Annotated in this window: 18 protein-coding genes and 2 tRNA genes; 16 read left to right on the top strand and 4 right to left on the bottom strand. The window is 69.6% G+C overall.

Translation table 11 applies throughout. From position 1 onward, the window contains the following. Positions 1-171: 171 nt before the first annotated feature. Positions 172-1,401, top strand: a complete 1,230-nt coding sequence (locus OG257_RS25670) for a glycosyltransferase family 2 protein (protein WP_329211144.1) — start codon at positions 172-174, stop codon at positions 1,399-1,401. Between the two features lie 45 nt (positions 1,402-1,446). On the opposite strand, the gene OG257_RS25675 is transcribed toward OG257_RS25670, so the two are convergent. Beyond that, entirely contained in the window at positions 1,447-2,871 is a 1,425-nt protein-coding gene (locus tag OG257_RS25675) for a polysaccharide pyruvyl transferase family protein (RefSeq protein ID WP_329211146.1), read from the bottom strand. A gap of 281 nt (positions 2,872-3,152) precedes the next feature. Between OG257_RS25675 and proB the strand changes: the two genes are divergently transcribed. From proB to OG257_RS25700, 5 genes are all read left to right on the top strand, one after another. Further along, positions 3,153-4,271 (top strand): glutamate 5-kinase, encoded by a 1,119-nt coding sequence (gene proB, locus OG257_RS25680; protein WP_329211147.1) that lies wholly within the window; start codon positions 3,153-3,155, stop codon positions 4,269-4,271. 129 nt (positions 4,272-4,400) lie between these two features. Continuing rightward, complete coding sequence (locus OG257_RS25685; protein ID WP_329211149.1) at positions 4,401-4,886, top strand: hypothetical protein; 486 nt, start codon at positions 4,401-4,403, stop codon at positions 4,884-4,886. Between the two features lie 97 nt (positions 4,887-4,983). Continuing rightward, entirely contained in the window at positions 4,984-6,267 is a 1,284-nt protein-coding gene (locus OG257_RS25690) for a glutamate-5-semialdehyde dehydrogenase (RefSeq protein ID WP_329211151.1), read from the top strand. Between the two features lie 77 nt (positions 6,268-6,344). Continuing rightward, positions 6,345-6,944 carry an SCO2584 family spore wall biosynthesis protein gene (locus tag OG257_RS25695; protein ID WP_329211152.1) on the top strand — a complete coding sequence of 200 codons (600 nt, stop codon included), beginning with the start codon at positions 6,345-6,347 and terminating at the stop codon, positions 6,942-6,944. A gap of 395 nt (positions 6,945-7,339) precedes the next feature. Further along, positions 7,340-8,461, top strand: a complete 1,122-nt coding sequence (locus OG257_RS25700; RefSeq protein ID WP_329211153.1) for an SCO2583 family membrane protein — start codon at positions 7,340-7,342, stop codon at positions 8,459-8,461. On the opposite strand, the gene OG257_RS25705 is transcribed toward OG257_RS25700, so the two are convergent. Continuing rightward, on the bottom strand, positions 8,391-9,536 hold the full coding sequence (locus OG257_RS25705; RefSeq protein ID WP_329211155.1) for a M48 family metallopeptidase: 1,146 nt from the start codon (positions 9,534-9,536) through the stop codon (positions 8,391-8,393). The two genes, OG257_RS25700 and OG257_RS25705, sit on opposite strands and share 71 nt — an antisense overlap. 110 nt (positions 9,537-9,646) lie before the next feature. Between OG257_RS25705 and OG257_RS25710 the strand changes: the two genes are divergently transcribed. From OG257_RS25710 to OG257_RS25750, 9 genes are all read left to right on the top strand, one after another. Then, a complete protein-coding gene (locus OG257_RS25710) occupies positions 9,647-9,799 on the top strand; it encodes a hypothetical protein (protein WP_329211157.1) in 153 nt (50 codons plus the stop codon). An 84-nt stretch (positions 9,800-9,883) separates the two neighbouring features. After that, positions 9,884-10,048 (top strand): hypothetical protein, encoded by a 165-nt coding sequence (locus OG257_RS25715; protein WP_189541543.1) that lies wholly within the window; start codon positions 9,884-9,886, stop codon positions 10,046-10,048. Positions 10,049-10,086: 38 nt separating this feature from the next. Next, positions 10,087-10,704 carry a nicotinate-nucleotide adenylyltransferase gene (nadD, locus tag OG257_RS25720; protein ID WP_329211163.1) on the top strand — a complete coding sequence of 206 codons (618 nt, stop codon included), beginning with the start codon at positions 10,087-10,089 and terminating at the stop codon, positions 10,702-10,704. Between the two features lie 19 nt (positions 10,705-10,723). After that, positions 10,724-12,466, top strand: coding sequence for an LCP family protein (locus OG257_RS25725; RefSeq protein WP_329211165.1), 1,743 nt, complete (start codon positions 10,724-10,726; stop codon positions 12,464-12,466). A gap of 81 nt (positions 12,467-12,547) precedes the next feature. Next, a complete protein-coding gene (rsfS, locus tag OG257_RS25730; protein WP_056785448.1) occupies positions 12,548-12,979 on the top strand; it encodes a ribosome silencing factor in 432 nt (143 codons plus the stop codon). Next, entirely contained in the window at positions 12,976-13,629 is a 654-nt protein-coding gene (locus tag OG257_RS25735) for a histidine phosphatase family protein (protein WP_329215348.1), read from the top strand. Before rsfS ends, OG257_RS25735 begins: the two co-directional genes overlap by 4 nt. 116 nt (positions 13,630-13,745) lie before the next feature. Then, positions 13,746-13,818: transfer RNA gene (locus OG257_RS25740), tRNA-Ala, on the top strand. Between the two features lie 438 nt (positions 13,819-14,256). Then, the gene (locus tag OG257_RS25745; RefSeq protein ID WP_329211167.1) at positions 14,257-14,490 is read left to right on the top strand and encodes a hypothetical protein; all 234 of its coding nucleotides are present in this window, start codon (positions 14,257-14,259) and stop codon (positions 14,488-14,490) included. Between the two features lie 141 nt (positions 14,491-14,631). Then, positions 14,632-14,704 (top strand) — tRNA-Ala (locus OG257_RS25750). 76 nt (positions 14,705-14,780) lie between these two features. Here the strand turns inward: OG257_RS25750 and OG257_RS25755 are convergent. Both OG257_RS25755 and OG257_RS25760 read right to left on the bottom strand, forming a co-directional pair. Next, positions 14,781-16,355: an NADH-ubiquinone oxidoreductase-F iron-sulfur binding region domain-containing protein gene (locus OG257_RS25755; RefSeq protein ID WP_329211169.1), complete on the bottom strand. Its 1,575-nt coding sequence runs from the start codon at positions 16,353-16,355 to the stop codon at positions 14,781-14,783. Next, positions 16,352-17,788: a hypothetical protein gene (locus tag OG257_RS25760; protein WP_329211171.1), complete on the bottom strand. Its 1,437-nt coding sequence runs from the start codon at positions 17,786-17,788 to the stop codon at positions 16,352-16,354. Before OG257_RS25760 ends, OG257_RS25755 begins: the two co-directional genes overlap by 4 nt. Positions 17,789-18,254: 466 nt before the next feature. On the opposite strand from OG257_RS25760, the gene leuS reads away from it, so the two are divergent. After that, on the top strand, positions 18,255-21,128 hold the full coding sequence (gene leuS, locus OG257_RS25765; RefSeq protein ID WP_329211173.1) for a leucine--tRNA ligase: 2,874 nt from the start codon (positions 18,255-18,257) through the stop codon (positions 21,126-21,128). Positions 21,129-21,218: the final 90 nt, after the last annotated feature.

The following is a 21,218-nucleotide window of genomic DNA, read 5'->3' on the forward strand; positions in this document are numbered from 1 at the left end:
GATGTTCGAAAGTCGTCCGGATGGTGACGCAACCCCCTCGACGGCCCGTCCGTCTCCTCCTTCGGGAGGGGAACGTACGGGCCGTTCGGCGTGTCCGTGCACAGAGCAGGTGATCGAACAACGCTCTATCGTTTCTCCTGATTGATACGGATATGTACAGACCGGGGAGCGATGAGCAGCAGCACGCCAGATGTCAGCGTCATAATCGGGGCCTATGAGGCGATGCCCTATCTGATCCGCTGCCTGGAATCCGTCGAAGCGCAGACACTTCCCGCCGGACGCATGGAGATCGTCGCCGTGGACGACGGCTCCACCGACGGGACGGGGGAGTACCTGGAGGAATTCGCCGCCAGGACCGCGATCGACATGCGTGTCATCCGCCAGGAGAACTCGGGAGGGCCGAGCGGCCCGCGCAATGTCGGCCTCGGGCTCGCCCGCGGCCGGTACGTCTTCTTCCTTGACGCGGACGACTACTTCGGCGAGGAGGCCCTGGAGCGGATGGTCGCGATGGGCGACCGGGCCGGCACGGATGTGGTGCTGGGCAAGGTCGTCGGAGTCAACCGCGGTGCCGCGAAGTCGATGTGGAAGGAAACCGTCGAACGCACCGACGTCCATTCCTCCAACATCAAATTCACGCTGAGTGCCCAGAAGCTGTTCCGGCGGGAACTCCTCACGCGGTTCGGAATGACCTTCGACGAGGGACTGAAGACCGGCGAGGACGCGCTCTTCACCATGGAGGCGTATCTGCGGGGCAACGGCGTCTCCGTCGTCGCCGACCACGTCTGCTACTACCTGGTCGGCAGGGACGACGGCAAACACGTGACGAAGAGCGGCAGTTACCAGCTGCGTTTCGATTCGGCCCGCGCGCTGATGGGGCTCATAGCCGCACACCTTCCGCCCGGGCCCCGGCGGGACGCCCTGATGGTCAGGCCGTTCGTCGTCACACTGCTCCCGCAGTTCGGCCCCGTGCTCCTCAGGCAGTCCGAGGCCGTACGGGCCAAGAAGATGGAGCTGGGCGCCCCGCTCCTGGACGCCTACTGGTCGGCGGGGCTGGCCGGCCGCCTCAGGGTCCAGGAACGGCTGCGCATGCTCTGTGTGTCGAAGGGCAGGCTCGATCTGCTCCTGGACATCCTGCAGTTCATCAAGGACAAGCACGAGCCGAAGGCCGTCCGGAAGGGGCTCAAGGGGCGGCTCTACCTGGCCTATCCGCACTTCGGGGAGCGCGCCGGGCTGCCCGACTCGGCGTACGAGGTGACCGTGACCGAACGGTTCGCCGAAGGGCGGACCGAGGCGCCGCCGGTCACACAGTCCACTGCCGTCTTCGTGCGGCGCCTGGCACGCAAGGCCCGCAGGGTGGCCCGGACCACCCTGCACATGCCGCAGCGGGCACACAAGGTCTGAGCCCGCGCAGGAGCGCGCCCCGCTGCGACAGTGGACCTTCCTTCCCTACTGCTCGGGGCGCAGCAGCTTCCTGACCGGACGGCCCACCACGCGGCGGGCGCGCCGGTAGGCCGACGGCCAGGCGGCCGCACCGTCACCCGCCTGCACCTTGATGCTGACCTGACCGCTCTTCCTGTCGAGCTGGCTCCTCAACATGGTGTTCTGCGCGGTGAGTTCCTCCATGCGGCTCTGCATCCAGCTGAACCGGCCGCTCAGCGACTCCGGGTCACTGTCGATCCAGGGGCGCACGGCGGGCGGGAAGGAGAGCTTGCCCAGCTGCGCGTCGAATGCCGCGCCGCCGTCGCCATGGGTGAACGTGTTCTCCAGGCCGTTCCTCTCCATGAATCCGGTGAAGCGGAGGAAGCGTTCCTTGTGCCCGTTCACGAGCTCACCGAAATCGGCCGCCGCGTACAGCTCGGCCGGGTCGATGTTCTTGGGGGTCTCGGTGATCTTGCGGTGCGGGATGCCGAAGTACCTGCACAGCTCGAGGGTGCGGGAGTCGCTGCAGAGCACGGTGCTCGGCACACCGGCCAGCAGCGCCGCGATGTTGCCGTGGATGCGGGAGCCGAACGAGAAGTCGTACGCGCGCAGTTCGTCGATCCAGGTGACCGGGTCGACGTAGAGCCGGACCTTGCCCTCGCGGTACATGGGGTGGGACGGGTGGGTCGGCATCGAGGCCTGGGCGCCGATCGGGTTCGACGTCTCCCGCCAGTGCAGCAGCTGCGCCTCGAGCAGGTTCTGCCCGACGAACCGCAGATGCGGATAGCGCTCGTGGGCCTGCCGGATGATGGCGTCGAGGCCGTGCGAGCGTACGGCGCTGTGTGAGCCGTTCACCGAGACGAGAGAGTCCGCGGTCAGCGCCTCGGTCCTCTTCTCGACCCGGAACGTATCGCCGTTCAGGAACATGGAGGGGCAGCCGATGACTTCGACGTCCCGGAATCCCATGTCCTTGAGGTACTGCTCGGTGAACTCGCCACGCACACCGATGGACGCGCTGCGGTTGAGCACCTCTGTGACGAATTCCCTGACGGTCGGCTCCATCGGCTTCAGCCGGGACGCGTCGTAGTCGAGGCTGGCCTGCGCGCCGACACCCAGAACGACGACGGGAATGCGCAGCTTCTTGATCAGCTGCGTCATCCGCTTCAGCGGCCGCTCGAAGGTCGGGCGGAAGGCGTTCGCGAGAGGCACGACGAATGCGTCGTACTCCTCGTTTATGCGCTCGGCCGCCGACGGGTCCGTACGGATTCCGTTGGAGAAGACCTCTGCCCGCGGAGTCGTCAGAATCTTGTGCGCCGCGTCGCTGAAGATCAAGTTGCCCGCGTTGGTCGCGAAGACATCTCTGTGGAGGGACTGTTCGAGCGAGGCCACATCGAAGGGGCTTTTGCCCGATCTGAGAAGAATGCGTCTCTTGCGGGAAGGTTCATCTGTCACGCGTAAAGCGTAGCCCGATGAATGACCGGTGGAGATTACGTAAATGGCTCATTTCGGTGGCATGTCACAGGGCGGCGCGGGCCTGTCCGTCTGCATCGGGACGGCACGGCGCAGGCCGTCCGTCCGCGCTGAGACGGCACAGCGCGGCTCCGGCCTCCTCGCGTAGATTGTGGTCACCGAACAGGACGACGTGATGGGGACGGGCGTACGTGTCAGGGGCAAGGGATACCGAAGGCGCACTCCGCACACCCTCCGGGGACGGCGCGGGGCGAAGGCCGGGCGTGACCGACGCCTGCAGGATCGTGGTCAAGGTCGGATCCTCCTCGCTCACCACGGCGTCGGGCGGCCTCGACGCCGACCGGGTCGATGCCCTCGTCGACGTACTCGCCAAGGTCAGGAGCGGCGGGGAGCGCGAGATCGTCCTGGTCTCCAGCGGAGCGATCGCGGCCGGACTCGCCCCCCTCGGACTCGTCCGCAGACCCAAGGACCTGGCCCGCCAGCAGGCCGCCGCCAGCGTCGGGCAGGGCCTGCTCGTCGCCCGGTACACGGCGTCCTTCGCCCGCTACGGCGTACGCGTCGGCCAGGTGCTCCTCACCGCCGACGACACGAGTCGGCGCGCCCACTACCGCAACGCGTACAGCACGCTCGACCAGCTCCTGGAGATGGGCGCGTTCCCCGTCGTCAACGAGAACGACACCGTTGCCACCGACGAGATCCGGTTCGGCGACAACGACCGGCTCGCCGCGCTCGTCGCCCATCTCGTCCATGCCGACCTCCTCGTCCTCCTCTCGGACGTGGACGGTCTCTACGACGGCGACCCCAGTACCCCCGGCACCTCCCGCATCGCCGAGGTGAGCGGCCCCGCGGATCTGGAAGGCATCACGATCGGCAGCGCGGGCAAGGCCGGCGTCGGCACCGGAGGCATGGTCACCAAGGTCGAGGCCGCGCAGATCGCCACCGCCGCCGGAGTCCCCGTCGTCCTCACCTCCGCGAGCCGGGTCGCGGACGCCCTCGCGGGCCGCGACACCGGTACGTACTTCCACCGCACCGGGCGCCGTTCGGCCGACCGGCTGCTCTGGCTGGCCCACGCGTCGACCCCGCTGGGCGCGCTGACCCTGGACGACGGAGCGGTCGAGGCCGTTGTCGAGCGCCGTACCTCTCTGCTGCCGGCCGGAATCTCCGCAGTCGAGGGCGAGTTCTCCGCAGGGGACCCGGTGGAGCTGCGCGACGCCGCCGGCCGGGCCGTCGCCCGGGGGCTCGTCAACTTCGACGCCAAGGAGATCCCCCAGCTGCTCGGCCGCTCCACCCGCGACCTGGCACGGGAGCTCGGCCCCTCGTACGAGCGCGAGGTCGTACACAGGGACGATCTCGTCGTCCTCGCGCCCCGCCGCACCCCCTGAAACGGCTGAAAGTCCAGCCTTCGGGCAGAGACCTTCACCAAAACCGCCCCACACCCGGCCCCGGACTGGTCAACTTTGTCACGGGGATACAAGGGGTCAGCACAGCTACACATTCACAGGAGGCCGCCGGTGAGACGAGCGCGCCCGGGGGCGCTGCCCCGCGGAACGGGCAGCCGCGCCCTGACCAGCGTCGGAGCGGGGGCCGATTTCATCGGTTCGCGCAGCGACCAGACCCTCGAGCAGGAACCGGTGGTGACGGAGGAGGAGCGGACCCAGTCGAAGCTGTGGCACATCACCCTCAGCGTCTCCGGCAGCGAGACCCCGCTGAAGGAGGTCAGACGCGGCCTTGAGCAGCTGGCGCACGACCACCCGTTCCTGCTGACCAGCCGGTACGCCAACGACCATGCGGAGATCCGCTACTGGGAAGAGGCGCGCGACCTGCACGACGCGGCAGCGGTCGCGCTGCGCCTCTGGGGTGAGCACCGGTCGAGCGCCAAGCTTCCGCCATGGGAGATCGTCGGCCTGGAGGTCATCGACCGGGAGACGTACCACCAGCGCATCGCCGAGGGCTACGGCCCGCCACCGGCGGCCCCGGTCGGGGTGCACCCGTACTGACCGGGCGTACGTCGCAGGGTGCACAGGTACCGGCGTGCTTGTCTCGCATCACGGGATACGTGACGGATGCCCGCAGTGTGCGCACTACCCTGCGGGCATGACCACGCTTTCGCCGTACGACAACATGTCCCCGGTCGCCCGGGCCGCCTACCGTGCACGCGCCGCCGCCGCCGACATCGCCCCGCTGCCGCGCTCGGCGAAGGACGACGCCCTGCTGGCGATCGCGGACGCGCTCGAGGTGCGTACCAGCGAGATCGTCGCGGCCAACGCCGAGGACGTCGAGCGCGCACGCGAGGCCGGTACGAGCGAGTCGATCGTCGACCGGCTCACCCTCACCCCCGAGCGGATCCGCGCGATCGCCGCCGATGTGCGCGACGTGGCGGCCCTGCCCGACCCGGTCGGCGAAGTGGTACGCGGATCCACCCTCCCCAACGGCATCGACCTCCGCCAGGTGCGGGTGCCGCTCGGCGTGGTCGGCATCATCTACGAGGCCCGGCCCAATGTGACGGTCGACGCCGCGGCCCTCTGCCTGAAGTCCGGGAACGCCGTACTGCTGCGCGGATCGTCCTCCGCCTACGCCTCCAACACCGCCCTCGTACGGGTGCTCCGGGACGCGGTGGGCGGGTCGGGCCTCCCGGCCGACGCGGTGCAGCTGGTCCCGGGGGAGAACCGCGACTCCGTACGCGAGCTGATGCGTGCCCGCGGCCTCGTCGACGTGCTGATCCCGCGCGGCGGCGCCTCGCTGATCCGTACGGTCGTGGAGGAGTCCACCGTCCCCGTCATCGAGACCGGCACCGGCAACTGCCATGTGTACGTCGACGCGCAGACCGACCTCGACATGGCCGTCGACATCCTGATCAACTCCAAGGCGCAGCGCCCGAGCGTCTGCAACTCCGCGGAGACGCTCCTGGTCCACAAGGACGTCGCCGCGGACTTCCTGCCGCGCGCCCTGGAGGCGCTGGCCGACGCAGGGGTCACCGTCCACGGTGACGAGCGGGTGCTGGAGTACGCGGAGGGGTCCAAGGCCACCGTCGTCGCGGCGACGCCGGAGGACTGGGAGACCGAGTACCTCTCGTACGACATCGCGGCGGCCGTCGTGGAGTCGTTGGATGCGGCCGTGGCGCACATCCGGCTCTGGTCCTCGGGCCACACCGAGGCCATCGTGACCACGTCACAGGCGGCGGCCCGCCGGTTCACCCAATTGGTGGATTCCACGACGGTCGCCGTGAACGCCTCCACGCGCTTCACGGACGGCGGGCAGTTCGGCTTCGGCGCGGAGATCGGCATCTCCACGCAGAAGCTGCATGCCCGCGGGCCGATGGGGCTGCCGGAGCTGACCTCGACGAAGTACATCGTCACCGGCGACGGCCACATCCGGTAACCGGGTGCGCACCCGGCGGGGTGGGTGAATGTGTGGGCTCTCTGCCCAAAACGCCCCGCCGGGGCTACGCTGAAGCTGTGCCGGACGACGTGGGGGGCAGGCCGTTCCCGGACGGCTGGGAGCCCGACGACGACCGCGGGGGCGCGGACGAGGACTTCGCCTCCGTGGTGTTCGACGAGGACTTCGTCCGGTCCGCCGAGATCCACGAACCCACCGCCGTCGAGCGGCTGCTCGCCGCCGCTGAGGCGCGCGCGGAGGCCGAGGCGGCCAGGGCGCATTCGCGCGGCGGCACCATGGACGACGACCTCCACGACGACGGCTACGGGCCCGACGGCCTGTACGGCCGTGAGCGGGCCTTCGGGGATCCTTGTGACCTGGAAGGCCCCGACGGTGACTACGAGGACGACAGCGGCCCCTACGGGCGTCACGGCGGGGCTCTGCGCCCCTACCGTGGCAGCGCCCGCTGGCACCGGCCGGTCGCCTGGCTGCTGGCCGTGCTGATGGGTATCGGCATGGTCGCGCTGGCCTTCAGCGCCGTCTACCGCGGCGCCGCCGGCAACCGGCAGGACCAGGTCCCGCCGCCGGTGACGAGCGGGGTCGACAAGCCCGGCGTCGCCCCCTCCGCATCGGCCGACTACTCCCGCCCGGCGGTCTCCGCGATCCCACGCACACCGTGACCCACGTACGGGCCTGACGCACGGGCGGCATACCGTGCCGCCCTCGGCGCAACATCCTCCGGCGTCCGGCCTCCGGCGCAGCCGTCCCCGGCGCGCGGGGCGGTCGGCGTCACGCGGGTGGGGCAATCCGGTGGGGCCGGCAAAGGCCTAACCCGGTGGCGTAACCGCGGGCTTCTCCGCCTGCGCTCCCACCTGCACGGCGTTTACCTTGATGAGGATCGACCCAATCTGAAGGTATGACCCCGTGATCCCTCCTCCCGTCCCCGTCCCCGGGGAGAGGGCCCTTCACTTATCCCTGCGTCGAACCCGTGACGGACAGGCCGGCCCGGTGCCCATCGGCCCAGGGCCGGCCCCAGCGCCCGCCCTCGCCGGTGGCGTGGAGATCGGGAGAAGTCATGACAGGCCGCGGAGAACCGCCGGAAGGTCCGCCCGAGAACTCATCGAGCGGTGAGGACGAGTACCGCTCCCTCGTCTTCGACGAATCGTTTGTCCGTGCTGCCCGTCTGCAGGAGTTCTCCGCCCAGGAACGGATGGGCGATCACGCCCGCGCCGTGCGTTCCCTGCCCGGCCGCGCCGGCCGACGGCGCTCCCGGGCCGCTGTCGCCCTGGTCGTGCTCATCGCGCTTGCTTTCGCCGCCGCGGTCTACGTGGGCTTCCGCAACCCCTATCCGACGCCCGCGGGCAGGCATGCCGAGCCCTTGCGGACGACTCTGATTCCACTCGCCCCCCGGGGCGCCGTGCCGGGCGGGACCCCTGACTCGCTCTTCGCCACCGGCCCGGCAGCGGGCTACCGGACCGGCGCGGCGGGCATCAACCTGCCGGTGGTCCGGCGGACGAAGAACTTCTCGGACAGTCAGGTGACGACAGCCCTGATCACGGCCAAGGACTACCTGGTGGAGTCCTCGCTCGACCCCGATGTGCTCACCGGTGGCATCGTCCGGCCGGTCGGGCGGCTGATCGACCCGGACCAGACGCCCCAGTTCGACCGGAGCATGAGCGCACCCGACAGGGACGGCCAGCACATGGCGACGGGCTGGCTCGTGCGCTTCGACCCGGCCGAGGTGGAACTCGCGGACCCGGAGATCCGGGTCCAGGGCACGTTCTCCTACGCGGAGGCGGGGTCGGACACTCTGGAGGTGGTGTCCGACCACACCTTCACGTACGCCCTGCGCCCGGCCGTATCCGGTCCCCACCGCGCGGACGGCGCCTCACTGTTCACCGTGCGGCGCGAGATGCACTTCCTCGTGGACCGGGAGGACCTCCGGCTGCACCGGCTGGAGGTGCGGAGCGCCTACGTCCAGGCCGGGCCGCAGGCGTGCTCCGCCGATGCGGCAGGCGCACTGCGTCCGCTGTTCGCCGGCGAGCGGGCCGACACCCGGGGACCGGCCGGTACGGACCCGTATGCCACGGGCCTGCCCACCGCGGCGCTGTGCGGCACCCTTGCGGTCAGCCCCCCGCCGGCGCCGAGCCCTCTTCCGGGTCCTGACGCCTCCAGGTCCCATCGGAGCCGTCCGTAGAGTCCGAGGACGGGGCTCCGCCCTTGCCCGCGGCCCCACCGCCGCTCCCGCCATTCGCCCCGGTGAACTTGTCCCGGAGCTTGCCCCCCAGGTCACCCGCACCGCCTGCGATGTCACCGACGAGCTTCATCAGCGGGTCCTTGCTGGTGCGCACCGTGTCCGCGTAGTGCGATGCGGACTCCCGGAAGGAGTCGGTCACCGAGGTGTCCTTGTCCTCTTCGCGCTTGGGGTAGTGGCCGTCCATGATCCGCTGGTACTCGCGGGTCTCCGACCACTTCTTCAGCTCGGCCGCCCGCACGGTGGTGAAGGGGTGGGAGCGGGGCAGCACGTTGAGGATCTTGAGCACGGAATCGCGCAGATCGCCGCCCTTCTCGTACTCGTCGGCCTGGGCGAGGAAGGCATCCACATTCATCTCGTGGAGGTGATTGCCGCCCGCGATCTTCATCAGGCCGCGCATCGACGCCTGCTGGTCCTGCCCGACGAGAAGTCCGGCCCGGTCCGCGGACAGCTCCGACTTGCGGAACCACTCGCGCAGCGCCGTCACGATCGCCATGATCGCGACGTTGCCGAGCGGGATCCAGGCCACCTTGAGAGCGAGGCCGGTCAGGAAGAGAAGTATCGTCCGGTACACCGCGTGACCGGAGAGCGCGTGGCCCACCTCATGGCCCACGACCGCCCGCATCTCCTCCTCGTCGAGCAGCTCCACCAGGCCCGTCGTCACGACGATGATCGGCTCGTCGAGACCGATGCACATGGCATTCGGCTGCGGGTCCTGATTGACGTACATGGGCGGGACCTTCTCCAGGTCCAGGATGTAACAGGCGTCCCGCAGCATGTCGTTGAGGTGGGTGAACTGTGCGTCGCTCACCCGGACGGAGTCCGACAGGAAGAGCAGCCGCAGGCTGCGCTCCGGGAGCAGTCCGCTGAGGGCCTTGAACACGGTGTCGAAACCGCTCAGCTTGCGCAGGGCCACCAGGGCCGAGCGGTCCGCCGGGTGTTCGTACGCCCGGGAGGAGATACCCGGGAATCGCCTGCGCTGCCTGCTCGGCACGCTCTCGTGACTGTTGTCGGTCATGGAAGCCCCCTGTTCGTACGAGACGTCGCTCGTCCCCCTGACAAAACCCAGCGTATGTGCTGGCGCTACGGTGTGCGGGGGGCTGTGGATAACTTTGAGGAGCGCCCGAAATGCCGTACACCGTCGCAGTGCTCGCTGCCGCATCCGAGGACCAGGGGCCCGGCAGTACGCTCCGCGTCGTGCTGCTCGTCTCGCTCGTCGGAGCTGCCCTGCTCGCCTGGTTCCTGCTGCGCGGATACCGCAACGACGACAACAACGACTGAGTCGGCGTGAGCGTGCCCGCAGCGCCCGCATACGATGTCCGCGACGTCTTCCTTCCGACTCCCGATCGATAGGTCCTGCCGAAGATGAGCCTCACGAGCACCGCGCACCAGCTGGTCACCCTCGCCTCCGAAGGTGGCGAGCAGGGTGGCAACCACGAAAGCCTCAGCCCGTACCTCACCGGCGGCGGTGCGTTCGTCGCGCTCATGCTGCTTCTGTGGATCACGACCCGCTTCAACCGAGACCGCTGAGGCAGAGGCGAACAGCTGTGCCAGTAGGGTCTGCACGCATGGGAGAGCAGGAAGTGCCTACCGGCCGCGGCAAGCGCCGACTCGGCGTGATGGGCGGGACATTTGACCCGATCCACCACGGACACCTGGTGGCGGCCAGTGAAGTGGCCGCCCATTTCCACCTCGACGAGGTGATCTTCGTCCCGACCGGGCAGCCGTGGCAGAAGAGCCACAAGAACGTGTCCCCGGCCGAGGACCGCTACCTGATGACGGTCATCGCGACGGCGTCGAACCCGCAGTTCTCGGTCAGCCGCAGCGACATCGACCGTGGCGGACCGACGTACACGATCGATACGCTGCGGGACCTGCGTGCGGTGCACGGCGACGCGGACCTCTTCTTCATCACCGGCGCCGACGCGCTGTCCCAGATCCTCACCTGGCGTGACGCGGAGGAGCTCTTCTCGCTCTCCCACTTCATCGGTGTGACCCGGCCGGGTCATGTGCTCACGGACGACGGACTGCCCGAGGGCGGGGTCTCGCTCGTGGAGGTACCCGCGCTGGCGATCTCGTCCACAGACTGCCGAGCGAGGGTCCAGCAGGGGGATCCTGTCTGGTACCTGGTGCCGGACGGTGTGGTCCGCTACATCGACAAGCGCCAGCTGTACCGCGGCGAATGAGCCACGGAGAGGGGCACCGGTGAACGACCGACAGAACCCGTACGACCCGTACTACCAACAGCAGCCGCAGATCATCGGCTACGACGAGTACGGGCAGCCGGTCTACCAGCAGCAGGGGCAGCAGCAGTACGACCCGTACGCGCAGCAGGCCCAGCAAGCCCCGCAGCAGGACGGGCAGACGCAGCAGGCCCAGACGCAGCAGGCCTACGGGGCCGGCCAGGGGTACGGCTACGACCCGTACGCGGGTACGCAGCAGTACGACCCGTATGCCGCTCCGCAGCAGCCGCAGCAGCAGGGCTACGACTACGACGGCGGCTACGGGAACTACGGCTACGACACAGGCCAGCAGCCCGCCGTCGACGACTCCACGCAGCAGTGGAGCACCCAGCAGCACCAGAGCGCCCCGATGGCCGCACCACCGGAGCCCGGGCCGCGGCGTGCACCCGAGCCGGCGCCCGAACCCGTCGTGCCCGAACCCGTCGTGCCCGAGCAGCGCCGCGCCGACCGCGACTACCGCACCGAGCAGTTCTCGTTCATCGAGGAGCCCGACGAGGACTCCGAAGACGTCATCGACTGGCTGAAATTCACCGAGAGCCGCAGCGAGCGGCGCGAGGAAGCGCGACGCCGCGGGCGCAAGCGGATCGTCGCGCTGATAGTCGTCATGGTCCTCGTGGCGGTCGGCGGCGCCGGTTACCTCTGGTACGCCGGCAAGATCCCCGGCCTCTCGGACCAGGACAAGCAGACCAACACGGCGACGGGTCCGCAGCAGCGGGACGTCATCGTCGTCCATCTGCACAACACCAAGAAGGGCGGCACCTCCACGGCGCTGCTCGTCGACAACGTCACCACCAAGCAGGGCACCACCGTCCTGCTTCCCAACTCGCTCTCCGTGGCCACGGACGACGGCTCCACGACCACGCTCGGCAAGTCCGTCGACGACGACGGGTCCACGGGCACACGCGAGGCGATCGACACCCTGCTCGGCACCAGGATCAGCGGCACCTGGCGGCTCGACACCCCGTACCTCGAGAACCTCGTCGAGCTCGTGGGCAACATCGAGGTCGACACCGACACCGATGTGCCCGATGCCAAGAAGGGCGCGTCGCCGCTCGTGAGCAAGGGCGAGGCGCAGACGCTGAGCGGCCAGATGGCCGTCGCGTACGCCACCTACCGGGGTCCCGGTGAGCCGGAGGCGAAGCAGCTGCTGCGCTTCGGGCAGGTCATGCGCAGCGTTCTGCGCAAGATGTCGGAGGACCCCAAGGCCGCCACGGTCACCGTGGAGACCCTGGCGCAGATCCTCGACCCGTCGCTGCCCGAGCAGGACCTGGGCGCCTCGCTGGCGAAACTCGCCGGGCACGCCAAGGTGGGCGACTACAAGACGGCGCTGCTCCCGGTCCAGGACGACGGCACCCTCACGGACAAGGCGACGGAGAGCGTCGTCAAGGACATCCTGGGCGGCACGGTGAAGGCCCCGGACCAGGGTGCGGCCGTACGGGTCGGAGTCAAGAACGCCACAGGCAACGCCGACGGCACGGAATTCGCCAGAGTCCAGCTGGTCAACGGCGGATACGCCTTCGTGGACGGCGGGAAGTCGGGCGCCGAGGCGTCGTCCCAGGTCGTCTACAAGGCTGCCGAGGACAAGGCGAAGGCGGTCGAGGTCGCCAAGACCCTGGGCCTGCCGACGAGCTCGGTGAAGCAGGGCAAGCCCGCGGCGAATGCCGATGTGTCCGTCGTGCTCGGCCAGAACTACAAGATCAAGTAGCACCCGGCGTAAACGTCGTAAGGGCTGTCGGCGGTCCGTGAGACCCTAGAGGTTGATCTGACCGCCGACGAAAGCCTGCATGTGACCGCCACGGACCGCTCCATCGAGCTCATCAACGCTGCCGCCCAGGCGGCAGCCGACCGGCTCGCGCACGACATCATCGCCTACGACGTCAGCGACGTGCTGTCGATCACCGACGCCTTCCTGCTGGCCTCGGCCCCCAACGACCGCCAGGTCAAGTCGATCGTCGACGAGATCGAGGAGCGGCTGCAGAAGGAGCTCGGCGCCAAGCCGGTACGCCGCGAGGGCGACCGCGACGCCCGCTGGATCCTCCTCGACTACGTCGACATCGTGATCCACGTCCAGCACAGCGAGGAGCGTGTCTTCTACGCGCTCGAGCGCCTGTGGAAGGACTGCCCCGAGATCGCCCTCCCCGAGGACGCCCTCAAGACCCGCGGTAAGGCCGAGGAGCACGCCCAGCTCCACGGTGTCACGGAAGGTGAGCAGAGCTGAACGGCAGCAAGGGCGGCAGGGGCCGCCGGATCGTCCTTTGGCGCCACGGCCAGACGGCGTGGAATCTGGAGCGCCGTTTCCAGGGCTCCACGGACATCGAGCTCACCGAGGCCGGCGTCGGACAGGCCCACAGGGCCGCCCGGCTGCTCGCCTCGCTGAAGCCTGACGCCATCGTGGCCTCGGACCTGCAGCGAGCAGCGGCCACGGCCGCCGAGCTCGCCTCGGTCACCGGCCTCGACGTCGCACACGACTCCGCACTGCGCGAGACGTATGCGGGTGCCTGGCAGGGCCTCACCCATGAGGAGATCGTCGGGCAGTACGGCGAGCAGTACGCCGCCTGGAAGCGCGGTGAGCCCGTGCGCCGGGGCGGTGGCGAGCTGGAGACCGAGGTCGCCGACCGGGCTGCTCCGGTCGTCCTGGAGCACGCCGCCAAGCTGCCCGACGGCGGCACGCTCGTCGTGGTGAGCCACGGGGGCACGATCCGGACGACGATCGGCCGGCTGCTCGGTCTGGAAGCGCACCACTGGGAGGGGCTCGGCGGGCTCTCCAACTGCTGCTGGTCCGTGCTCGGCGAAGGCGCGCGGGGCTGGCGACTGCTCGAGCACAACGCCGGGACGCTCCCCGAACCGGTGCTCGGCGACGACGATTAGCGGGTGTCCGGAGGGTGTCTCCGGGCCGCGGGGGCCGGATTTCACTTTCCGGCTGGTCGCAGGCTAAAGTTCTTCTTGTTCGCAGCGCGGAAACGCAGGGAAACACAGCGAACAGCGGGGCTATAGCTCAGTTGGTAGAGCGCCTGCATGGCATGCAGGAGGTCAGGAGTTCAATTCTCCTTAGCTCCACAATCAAAGGATCCCGTCCCCAGCAGGGGGCGGGATCCTTTGTCGTGCGGTCGTGCGGTCGTGCGGTCGTGCGGTGAGTCCGTCCGGTCACCGGGCGTGGGACTGCCGTCCTGAGGGCCGGAGCTCTCCCGCCGGCTCTCCTCCTTCCTGCTCCTCCTCCCCTCGGGAGCGCATTCAAGCCTTCTTCTCGGGCGCGGTGGCCGGTTCCGTACGGCTGATACAGGCGGTCCGGTGGTCGGCGGGCTGACCCCCTTGCGGGGTCATGGCAGAATCGGACCGCCGGAGGGGGCGATGGACCGATCGGGAGGGAGCGCGATGCCTGCGAGCCGCGAACAGGTCCCGGACCTGCCCCTTACCTCCAAGGCGCCCCCCGGCCCGGAGGCCCCGCAGTTGGCCCCCCACGCGTGCACGGCCTGCGGCCACAGTCGGAGCTGACCGATGGGTGCACACAGGCGTAAGTGCGACTGGTGCGGCAGCGGTACGCCCATCGTCAGGGACATGGATCCGGTCAATTCGGAGTTCCAGTACTGGTGCGAGGAGTGCGCACGGGCGCTGATCATAAAAGGCGACCCCATCGAGACGTACCGGGAGCTCGAGGGTGAGCCCATCTACGGACGGCTTCTTGAGGAGCACTGCACCCTGAAGCGGTTCTACTCCTTCGCCACTGCCTGACGAGGTCCGGGCCGCCGGGCCCCTCGCTGGTCAGGGCTTCGCCAGTCGGGCATATCGGGACAGACTGGAAACGATTTGGTGAAGGGCCGGGGGGACCGTGTAATGTTCTCGATGTCGCCGGGGGAACCGGGCGATAAGCGAGGGGCTATAGCTCAGTTGGTAGAGCGCCTGCATGGCATGCAGGAGGTCAGGAGTTCAATTCTCCTTAGCTCCACAGTGAAGAAGCGGTCCATCCGAATCGGATGGACCGCTTCTCGTTGTGCACCGGGGTGCTGGGGTGGGGAGCCGGATCAACTCCGTCCGCTGCCCAGGGCCTTCCGCTGGGCGCTCGGGAGCATCGGACGTTCGGCAGGGGCCTGCTCGATGCGGAGGGCCAGCTCCGGGCATCGCCGTACGGCGCGCTGGGCGCGGCCCCGCAGATGCATCGGCACGGCCGCGTCCGCGAGCGCCGGGTAACCGTCGGGGCCGAGTCTGATCAGCTCGGGGACGATGTCCGCACACAGTCCGTGGCCCCGGCAGAGCGTCCAGTCGACCGCCAGCTTCTCGCCGCTCGGAATCGACTCCTCCACGTCCTCGTAGCCGGGAGAGGGCAGGGGCAGTACCCCGAGCGTCTCGCGTCCGCAGCCGCCGCCCAGGACATGCGCCGCGAGGTCGTCCGTGAACGCGGACAGGGTTGACGCCAGGAAGCGCGCCGAGCCGTCCGGGTGCTTGCACGCCCCACGGCCCTTCACGGCCTGGGTCACCTCCCGCAGCGCCTCGAGGGCGGCAGGTCCGCCGCCGTTGAGCACGTCGGAGAGTCCGCCGGCCGCGGCCGGCAGCCCGAGCTTGCACGGCCCGCACTGGCCCGCCGTCTCGGCCGCCAGCCAGTTCGCGATGCGCAGCGACTCGCCGATCGGGCAGGTCTCCGGGCCGATCGGCAGGATGGCCCCCGCACCGAGCGCACCCCCCGCCGCAGCCAGGGACGCCCGGGAGACGACGGCGTCGTGCGTGGCGTTCGCGTCGATCCAGTTGCCGTGATAGCCACCGGTGAGCACGCCCTGGGGCAGCGGCGGCGCACCGGCCAGCTGCAGTACGTACCGCAGGGGCACTCCGGTGGGCACTTCGATGACCATGGGCCGCGCCACGGCCCCGGAGACGGTGAGCAGGACCGTGCCGGGCTCGTCGGGCAGGCCTGTGTGCCCGTAGCGGCGGGAGCCGATCCGGGCCGCGACGGCGAGCTGTGCGTACGTCTCCGCGTTCGACAGCAGGGTCGGGGCGCCGGCCACTCCGGACTCCGCCGCGCGCTCCCGGCGGCCCGGCGGCAGAGCGGGGCCACCGTTCACCGCCCGGATGACTGCCGATGCCTCACCCGAGACCATGCGCTCCGGGGTGCGCACGACCCGGGCGCGCAGGTGCTGTCCCCGCCGATCCGACAGGCCGCGCTCCGCCAGTGCGGCGCGGATGGATATCTCGGTGGAGTTGCGGGTGACGGCGACGACCAGGGTGCGCGCGCCGAGTGCCTCCGCCGCGAGCAGGGCGCCGTCGAGGATGAGGTGCGGGGCGCGGTTGAGCAGGAGGGTGTCCTTGCGGCAGGCGGGCTCGCCCTCACTGCCGTTGATCACGACGACGGGCCGCACCCCGCGCCGGATGGAGGCCTTCGCCACGGCGCGCAGTTTCTTGCCGAACGGGAAACCTGCGCCGCCGCGGCCGCGCAGGGAGATGGACTCGGCCAGTTCGGCAAGGCGCTCGCCGTTCATCGGTTCGAGCGGGCCGTGCACCTTCAGGTGCATGGCGAGATCGATCCGCTCGACGAGGTCGAAGCCGGTCGTCAGCTGGGGAAGGCCGACTACGCGGACCTCGGGTACATCGGGGAGGGGGACATTCACGGTCGGTCTCCTGCGGGTGCGTGCCAGGGCTCTCCTGCGGGAGGCGGATAGAGCCCTGGCAGCTGTTCGGTGTCGGCGTTGCCCCTTGCGGCACTGCCGTCGTATCCGGCCGGGTCGGCGGCGGGGACGGAGCCGGTCGAAGTGGCATCGGGGTAGGCGTAAGCGGTCTCGGTGTACAAGGGCGTGGCGTAAGCGGTCTCGCTGTACAAGGGCGTGGAGTACGCCGTCTCGGTGGGCGAGGGCGTGGAGTACGCCGTGGACTCCTGGGTGCGGGCGTACGCGTGCTCGGGGTCGTAAGAGGGGTCGGGGCCGTAGGAAGGCCTGAGCGCCTGTGCGGGGGGCGCGGGGGACGGTGCGGGCCACAGGCCGTCCGCCGGGCGTTCCTGCGGGGGTGCGGGTGGCCGGGAGACGGCGCGGTAGGCGGCAGAGATGCCCGGCCCGGGCCCCGGTCCCGCCGCGGCCCCTGTCGCCGTCGTGGCGTCGAGGCCCGGACCGAGCCGCTCGGAGCTGCGCGGCGGGGCTTCGTACAGAGGGGACTCGTCCGGCGTGGTCCCGAACTGCGGGGCCTCGTACAGCGGCGGGGAGGGGGCGGAGAGCGTACGGGGACGGACAGGGGTGCCGCGTACCTCGCGGTCGTCACCCCACCCGGGCGCCTCGGGCGGCAGCCCTTGTCGCTGCAGCCCCTCGCGCGCCTGCGACGGCATGCGTTCCGTGCCCCCGAGCGGGGAACTGCGTATCACCGGGTCGGGGTCCGGGGGAGGGCCGTCGGGGCTGATCAGGGTGGTGACCAGATCGGTGATCAGGCGCTTGGTCGGGGCGGGCAGCAGCCGCAGGCACAGTGCGGCGGCCACGGCGATCAGGCAGAGGCTGTACATGACGACGACCCAGGTCGCGGCCTGACGGCCGGCGTACAGGCCGTGCAACAGTGCGGAGCACCAGGCCGGATAGGCCAGCGCGTGCAACGCCCGCCAGCGGCCGGCGATCTTCCCCGGGGTGGCGAAAGCGCTGCGCATGGCACCGGTTGCCGCAGTGACGATCATCAGCAGGCCGGCCAGCGAGCCGAAGCCGATGAGTCCGGCCGTGCCGCTGACGCCGAGGCCGAAGGGTATGAGGGCGCCGATCAGTTCCACGTGCCCGAGCGAGACCTTCACGGTGCCGTGCAGCAGGAGGAAGCCGAGCGAGGTGACAGCGGCGGCCCGGTGGATGCCCTGGCCGATCAGCCGCTGACGGGTCGAGAGGAAAATCCGGTCGGTGGCCAGCAGGCCCCAGGCGACCGCAGCAGTGAGCGACACCAGCGTCAGGACGCCGGTGGTGAAGTCGAGTCCGGCGCGCAAGCCGTCGCTCCCTGCGACGGCGACCAGGGGGAGGAGCACCAGCGCGGCGACGGTCAGTCCGCCCTGCACCGGGCGGCTCAGTCCCGGGCTGCTGCTCATTGAGGGGGATGAGCGGATCCTGCGATGAGGCTTCATGGGGGCAACTCCGAATGGTTCGGCAAAGCGGTCCCGTTGCCGCATGCTAAGTCGCTGCATACCGGCCAGTACGAGGTTTGAGTTGTTGCCCCGATAGAGGGCAGTACGCGGAGTAACCCCCGGAGTGTGTAGGTACTGCGCAGAGATCGTGGTGAAGTCGTGGGGCGTCGGGCCGTGCGTGCGGCGCCCCTGCGGGTCCTCTGCGACGGGTATGTGCCCGGCGGTGTTCCGGGGCTGTGCGGTACCCTGACGCCATGCGTGCCGTACGCCTTCTGCTTAGCGAGCCGCGCTGATCACTACCGACCGGTGAGAATGCCTGGTCGGACTCGGCGCGGCGTCCCCTCCTGTGCGAGGGGATTTTTCGTTTCCGTAGACGTGTGTCCGTAGACGTGGGCGCCGGCAGATGACGATCGATGGAGCTTTGAGGATCATGAGCGAGACGAATTCCGCAGTCGAGGTGGCTGCGCCGCACCGCTACACGGCAGCGATGGCCGCCGACATCGAGGCACGCTGGCAGGACTTCTGGGACGCCGAGGGGACGTACGAGGCACCGAACCCGACCGGTGACCTGGCGGACAATCCGGAACTGGCCGCCAAGCCGAAGAAGTTCATCATGGACATGTTCCCGTACCCCTCGGGTGCGGGACTGCACGTCGGCCACCCGCTGGGCTACATCGCCACCGATGTCTACGCCCGCCACCAGCGGATGACCGGGCACAACGTCCTGCACACGCTGGGCTTCGACGCCTTCGGCCTGCCCGCGGAGCAGTACGCCGTGCAGACCGGTACGCACCCCCGGGCCTCCACCGAGGCCAACATGGAGAACATGAAGGTCCAACTGCGCCGACTGGGCCTGGGCCACGACAAGCGCCGCTCCTTCGCGACGATCGACGCGGACTACTACAAGTGGACCCAGTGGATCTTCCTGCAGATCTTCAACTCCTGGTACGACACCGAGGCCGACCGGGCCCGCCCGATCGCGGAACTGGTCGCCCAGTTCGAGAGCGGTGAGCGCCCGGCCCCGGACGGCCGCGAGTGGAGCGCGCTGAGCACCGCCGAGCGAGCCGATGTCCTGGGGCAGTACCGCCTGGCGTACGCCTCCGACGCCCCCGTCAACTGGGCGCCGGGGCTGGGCACCGTACTGGCCAACGAAGAGGTGACCGCCGACGGCCGTTCCGAGCGCGGCAACTTCCCCGTCTTCAAGGCCAAGCTGCGCCAGTGGAACATGCGCATCACGGCCTACGCGGACCGGCTGCTGGACGACCTGGACGGGCTGGACTGGCCCGAGGCCATCAAGCTGCAGCAGCGCAACTGGATCGGCCGCTCCGAAGGGGCGCGTGTCGACTTCCCGGTCGACGGAGCCGGTGACATCACCGTATTCACCACCCGCCAGGACACCCTGTTCGGTGCCACCTACATGGTGCTGGCACCCGAGCACGAGCTGGTCGAGCGGATCATTCCCGCAGCCTGGCCCGAGGGCACCCACCCGGTGTGGACCGGCGGCCACGCGAGCCCCGCCGAGGCCGTGACGGCGTACCGCAAGCAGGCCGCCGCCAAGTCCGATGTGGAGCGCCAGGCCGAGGCCAAGGACAAGACCGGCGTCTTCACCGGCGCGTACGCGACCAACCCCGTCAGCGGCGCCAAGGTCCCTGTCTTCATCGCCGACTACGTCCTGATGGGCTACGGCACCGGCGCGATCATGGCCGTACCCGCGCACGACGCGCGGGACTTCGCCTTCGCGCGCGCCTTCGAGCTGCCGATGCGCTGCGTCGTCGAACCGTCGGACGACCGCGGCACCGACACCTCGACCTGGGAGAACGCCTTCGCCTCGTACGAGGCGAAGCTGGTCAACTCGGCGAACGACGAGATCTCGCTGGACGGTCTGGGCGTCGTCGACGCGAAGGCGAAGATCACCGAGTGGCTGCAGGAGCACGGAGTCGGAGAGGGCACCGTCAACTTCCGGCTGCGTGACTGGCTGTTCAGCCGGCAGCGCTACTGGGGCGAGCCCTTCCCGATCGTGTACGACGAGGAGGGCATCGCCCACCCGCTGCCCGAGTCGATGCTGCCGCTGGAGCTGCCCGAGGTCGAGGACTACTCGCCGCGCACCTTCGACCCGGAGGACGCCGACACCCAGCCCGAGACCCCGCTGTCCCGGAACGCCGACTGGGTCAACGTCACGCTGGACCTGGGCGACGGGGCTGGTCTGCGAAGTTACCGCCGCGAGACCAACACCATGCCGAACTGGGCGGGTTCCTGCTGGTACGAGCTGCGCTACCTGGACCCGCACAACGACCGGCAGCTGGTCGACCCGGCCATCGAGCAGTACTGGATGGGCCCGCGGGAAGGCCAGCCGACCGGTGGGGTCGACCTGTACGTCGGCGGCGCCGAGCACGCCGTGCTGCACCTGCTGTACGCGCGTTTCTGGTCCAAGGTGCTGCACGACCTGGGGCACGTCTCGTCCGCCGAGCCGTTCCACAAGCTGTACAACCAGGGCATGATCCAGGCCTTCGTGTACCGGGACAGCCGTGGGATCGCCGTCCCGGCCACCGAGGTCGAGGAGCGCGACGGGGCGTACTACCACCAGGGCGAGAAGGTCAGCCGTGTCCTGGGCAAGATGGGCAAGTCCCTGAAGAACGCCGTGACGCCCGACGAGATCTGCGGCGAGTACGGGGCGGACACGCTGCGCCTGTACGAGATGGCCATGGGCCCGCTGGATGTCTCGCGGCCGTGGGACACACGGGCCGTGGTGGGCCAGTACCGGCTGCTGCAGCGCCTGTGGCGCAACGTCGTCGACGAGGAGACCGGTGAGGTCACCGTGGTCGACACGGAGCCCGACGAGGACACGCTGAGGGCGCTGCACAAGGCCATCGACGGTGTCGGCCAGGACATGGCCGGGATGCGCTTCAACACCGCCATCGCCAAGGTCACCGAGCTGAACAACCACCTGACGAAGTCGGGCGGCCCGCTGTCGCGGTCGGTCGCCGAGCGGCTGGTGCTGCTGGTCGCACCGCTGGCTCCGCACGTGGCGGAGGAGCTGTGGCGCCGGCTGGGCCACAGCGAGTCCGTCGTGCACCAGGACTTCCCGGTCGCCGACCCGGCCTACGTCGTGGACGAGACCGTGACCTGCGTGGTGCAGATCAAGGGCAAGGTCAGGGCACGCCTGGAGATCTCCCCGTCGATCACGGACGAGGAGCTGGAAGCGCTGGCGCTGGCCGACGAGGGCGTCGTGGCCGCACTGGGCGGAGCCGGGATCCGCAAGGTGATCGTGCGGGCTCCGAAGCTGGTCAACATCGTCCCCGCGTGACGGCCGGGGCCCGTTGACCCGGTCCCGTACGGCTCGGAAACCGCTCCCGGCGGTCGCGGAGCGGTTCCCGGACCGGCCTTGGGGCTTTCC

The organism is Streptomyces sp. NBC_00683, from assembly GCF_036226745.1.
In the GTDB taxonomy this organism is placed as follows: domain Bacteria; phylum Actinomycetota; class Actinomycetes; order Streptomycetales; family Streptomycetaceae; genus Streptomyces.

Coding starts and splice junctions, on each gene's coding strand:
- OG257_RS25670 (WP_329211144.1), top strand. CDS start 172: ATGAGCAGCAGCACGCCAGATGTCAGCGTCATAATCGGGGCCTATGAG.
- OG257_RS25690 (WP_329211151.1), top strand. CDS start 4,984: ATGACCACGCTTTCGCCGTACGACAACATGTCCCCGGTCGCCCGGGCC.
- OG257_RS25700 (WP_329211153.1), top strand. CDS start 7,340: ATGACAGGCCGCGGAGAACCGCCGGAAGGTCCGCCCGAGAACTCATCG.
- OG257_RS25705 (WP_329211155.1), bottom strand. CDS start 9,536: ATGACCGACAACAGTCACGAGAGCGTGCCGAGCAGGCAGCGCAGGCGA.
- OG257_RS25710 (WP_329211157.1), top strand. CDS start 9,647: ATGCCGTACACCGTCGCAGTGCTCGCTGCCGCATCCGAGGACCAGGGG.
- OG257_RS25715 (WP_189541543.1), top strand. CDS start 9,884: ATGAGCCTCACGAGCACCGCGCACCAGCTGGTCACCCTCGCCTCCGAA.
- nadD (WP_329211163.1), top strand. CDS start 10,087: ATGGGAGAGCAGGAAGTGCCTACCGGCCGCGGCAAGCGCCGACTCGGC.
- OG257_RS25745 (WP_329211167.1), top strand. CDS start 14,257: ATGGGTGCACACAGGCGTAAGTGCGACTGGTGCGGCAGCGGTACGCCC.
- OG257_RS25760 (WP_329211171.1), bottom strand. CDS start 17,788: ATGAGCAGCAGCCCGGGACTGAGCCGCCCGGTGCAGGGCGGACTGACC.
- leuS (WP_329211173.1), top strand. CDS start 18,255: ATGAGCGAGACGAATTCCGCAGTCGAGGTGGCTGCGCCGCACCGCTAC.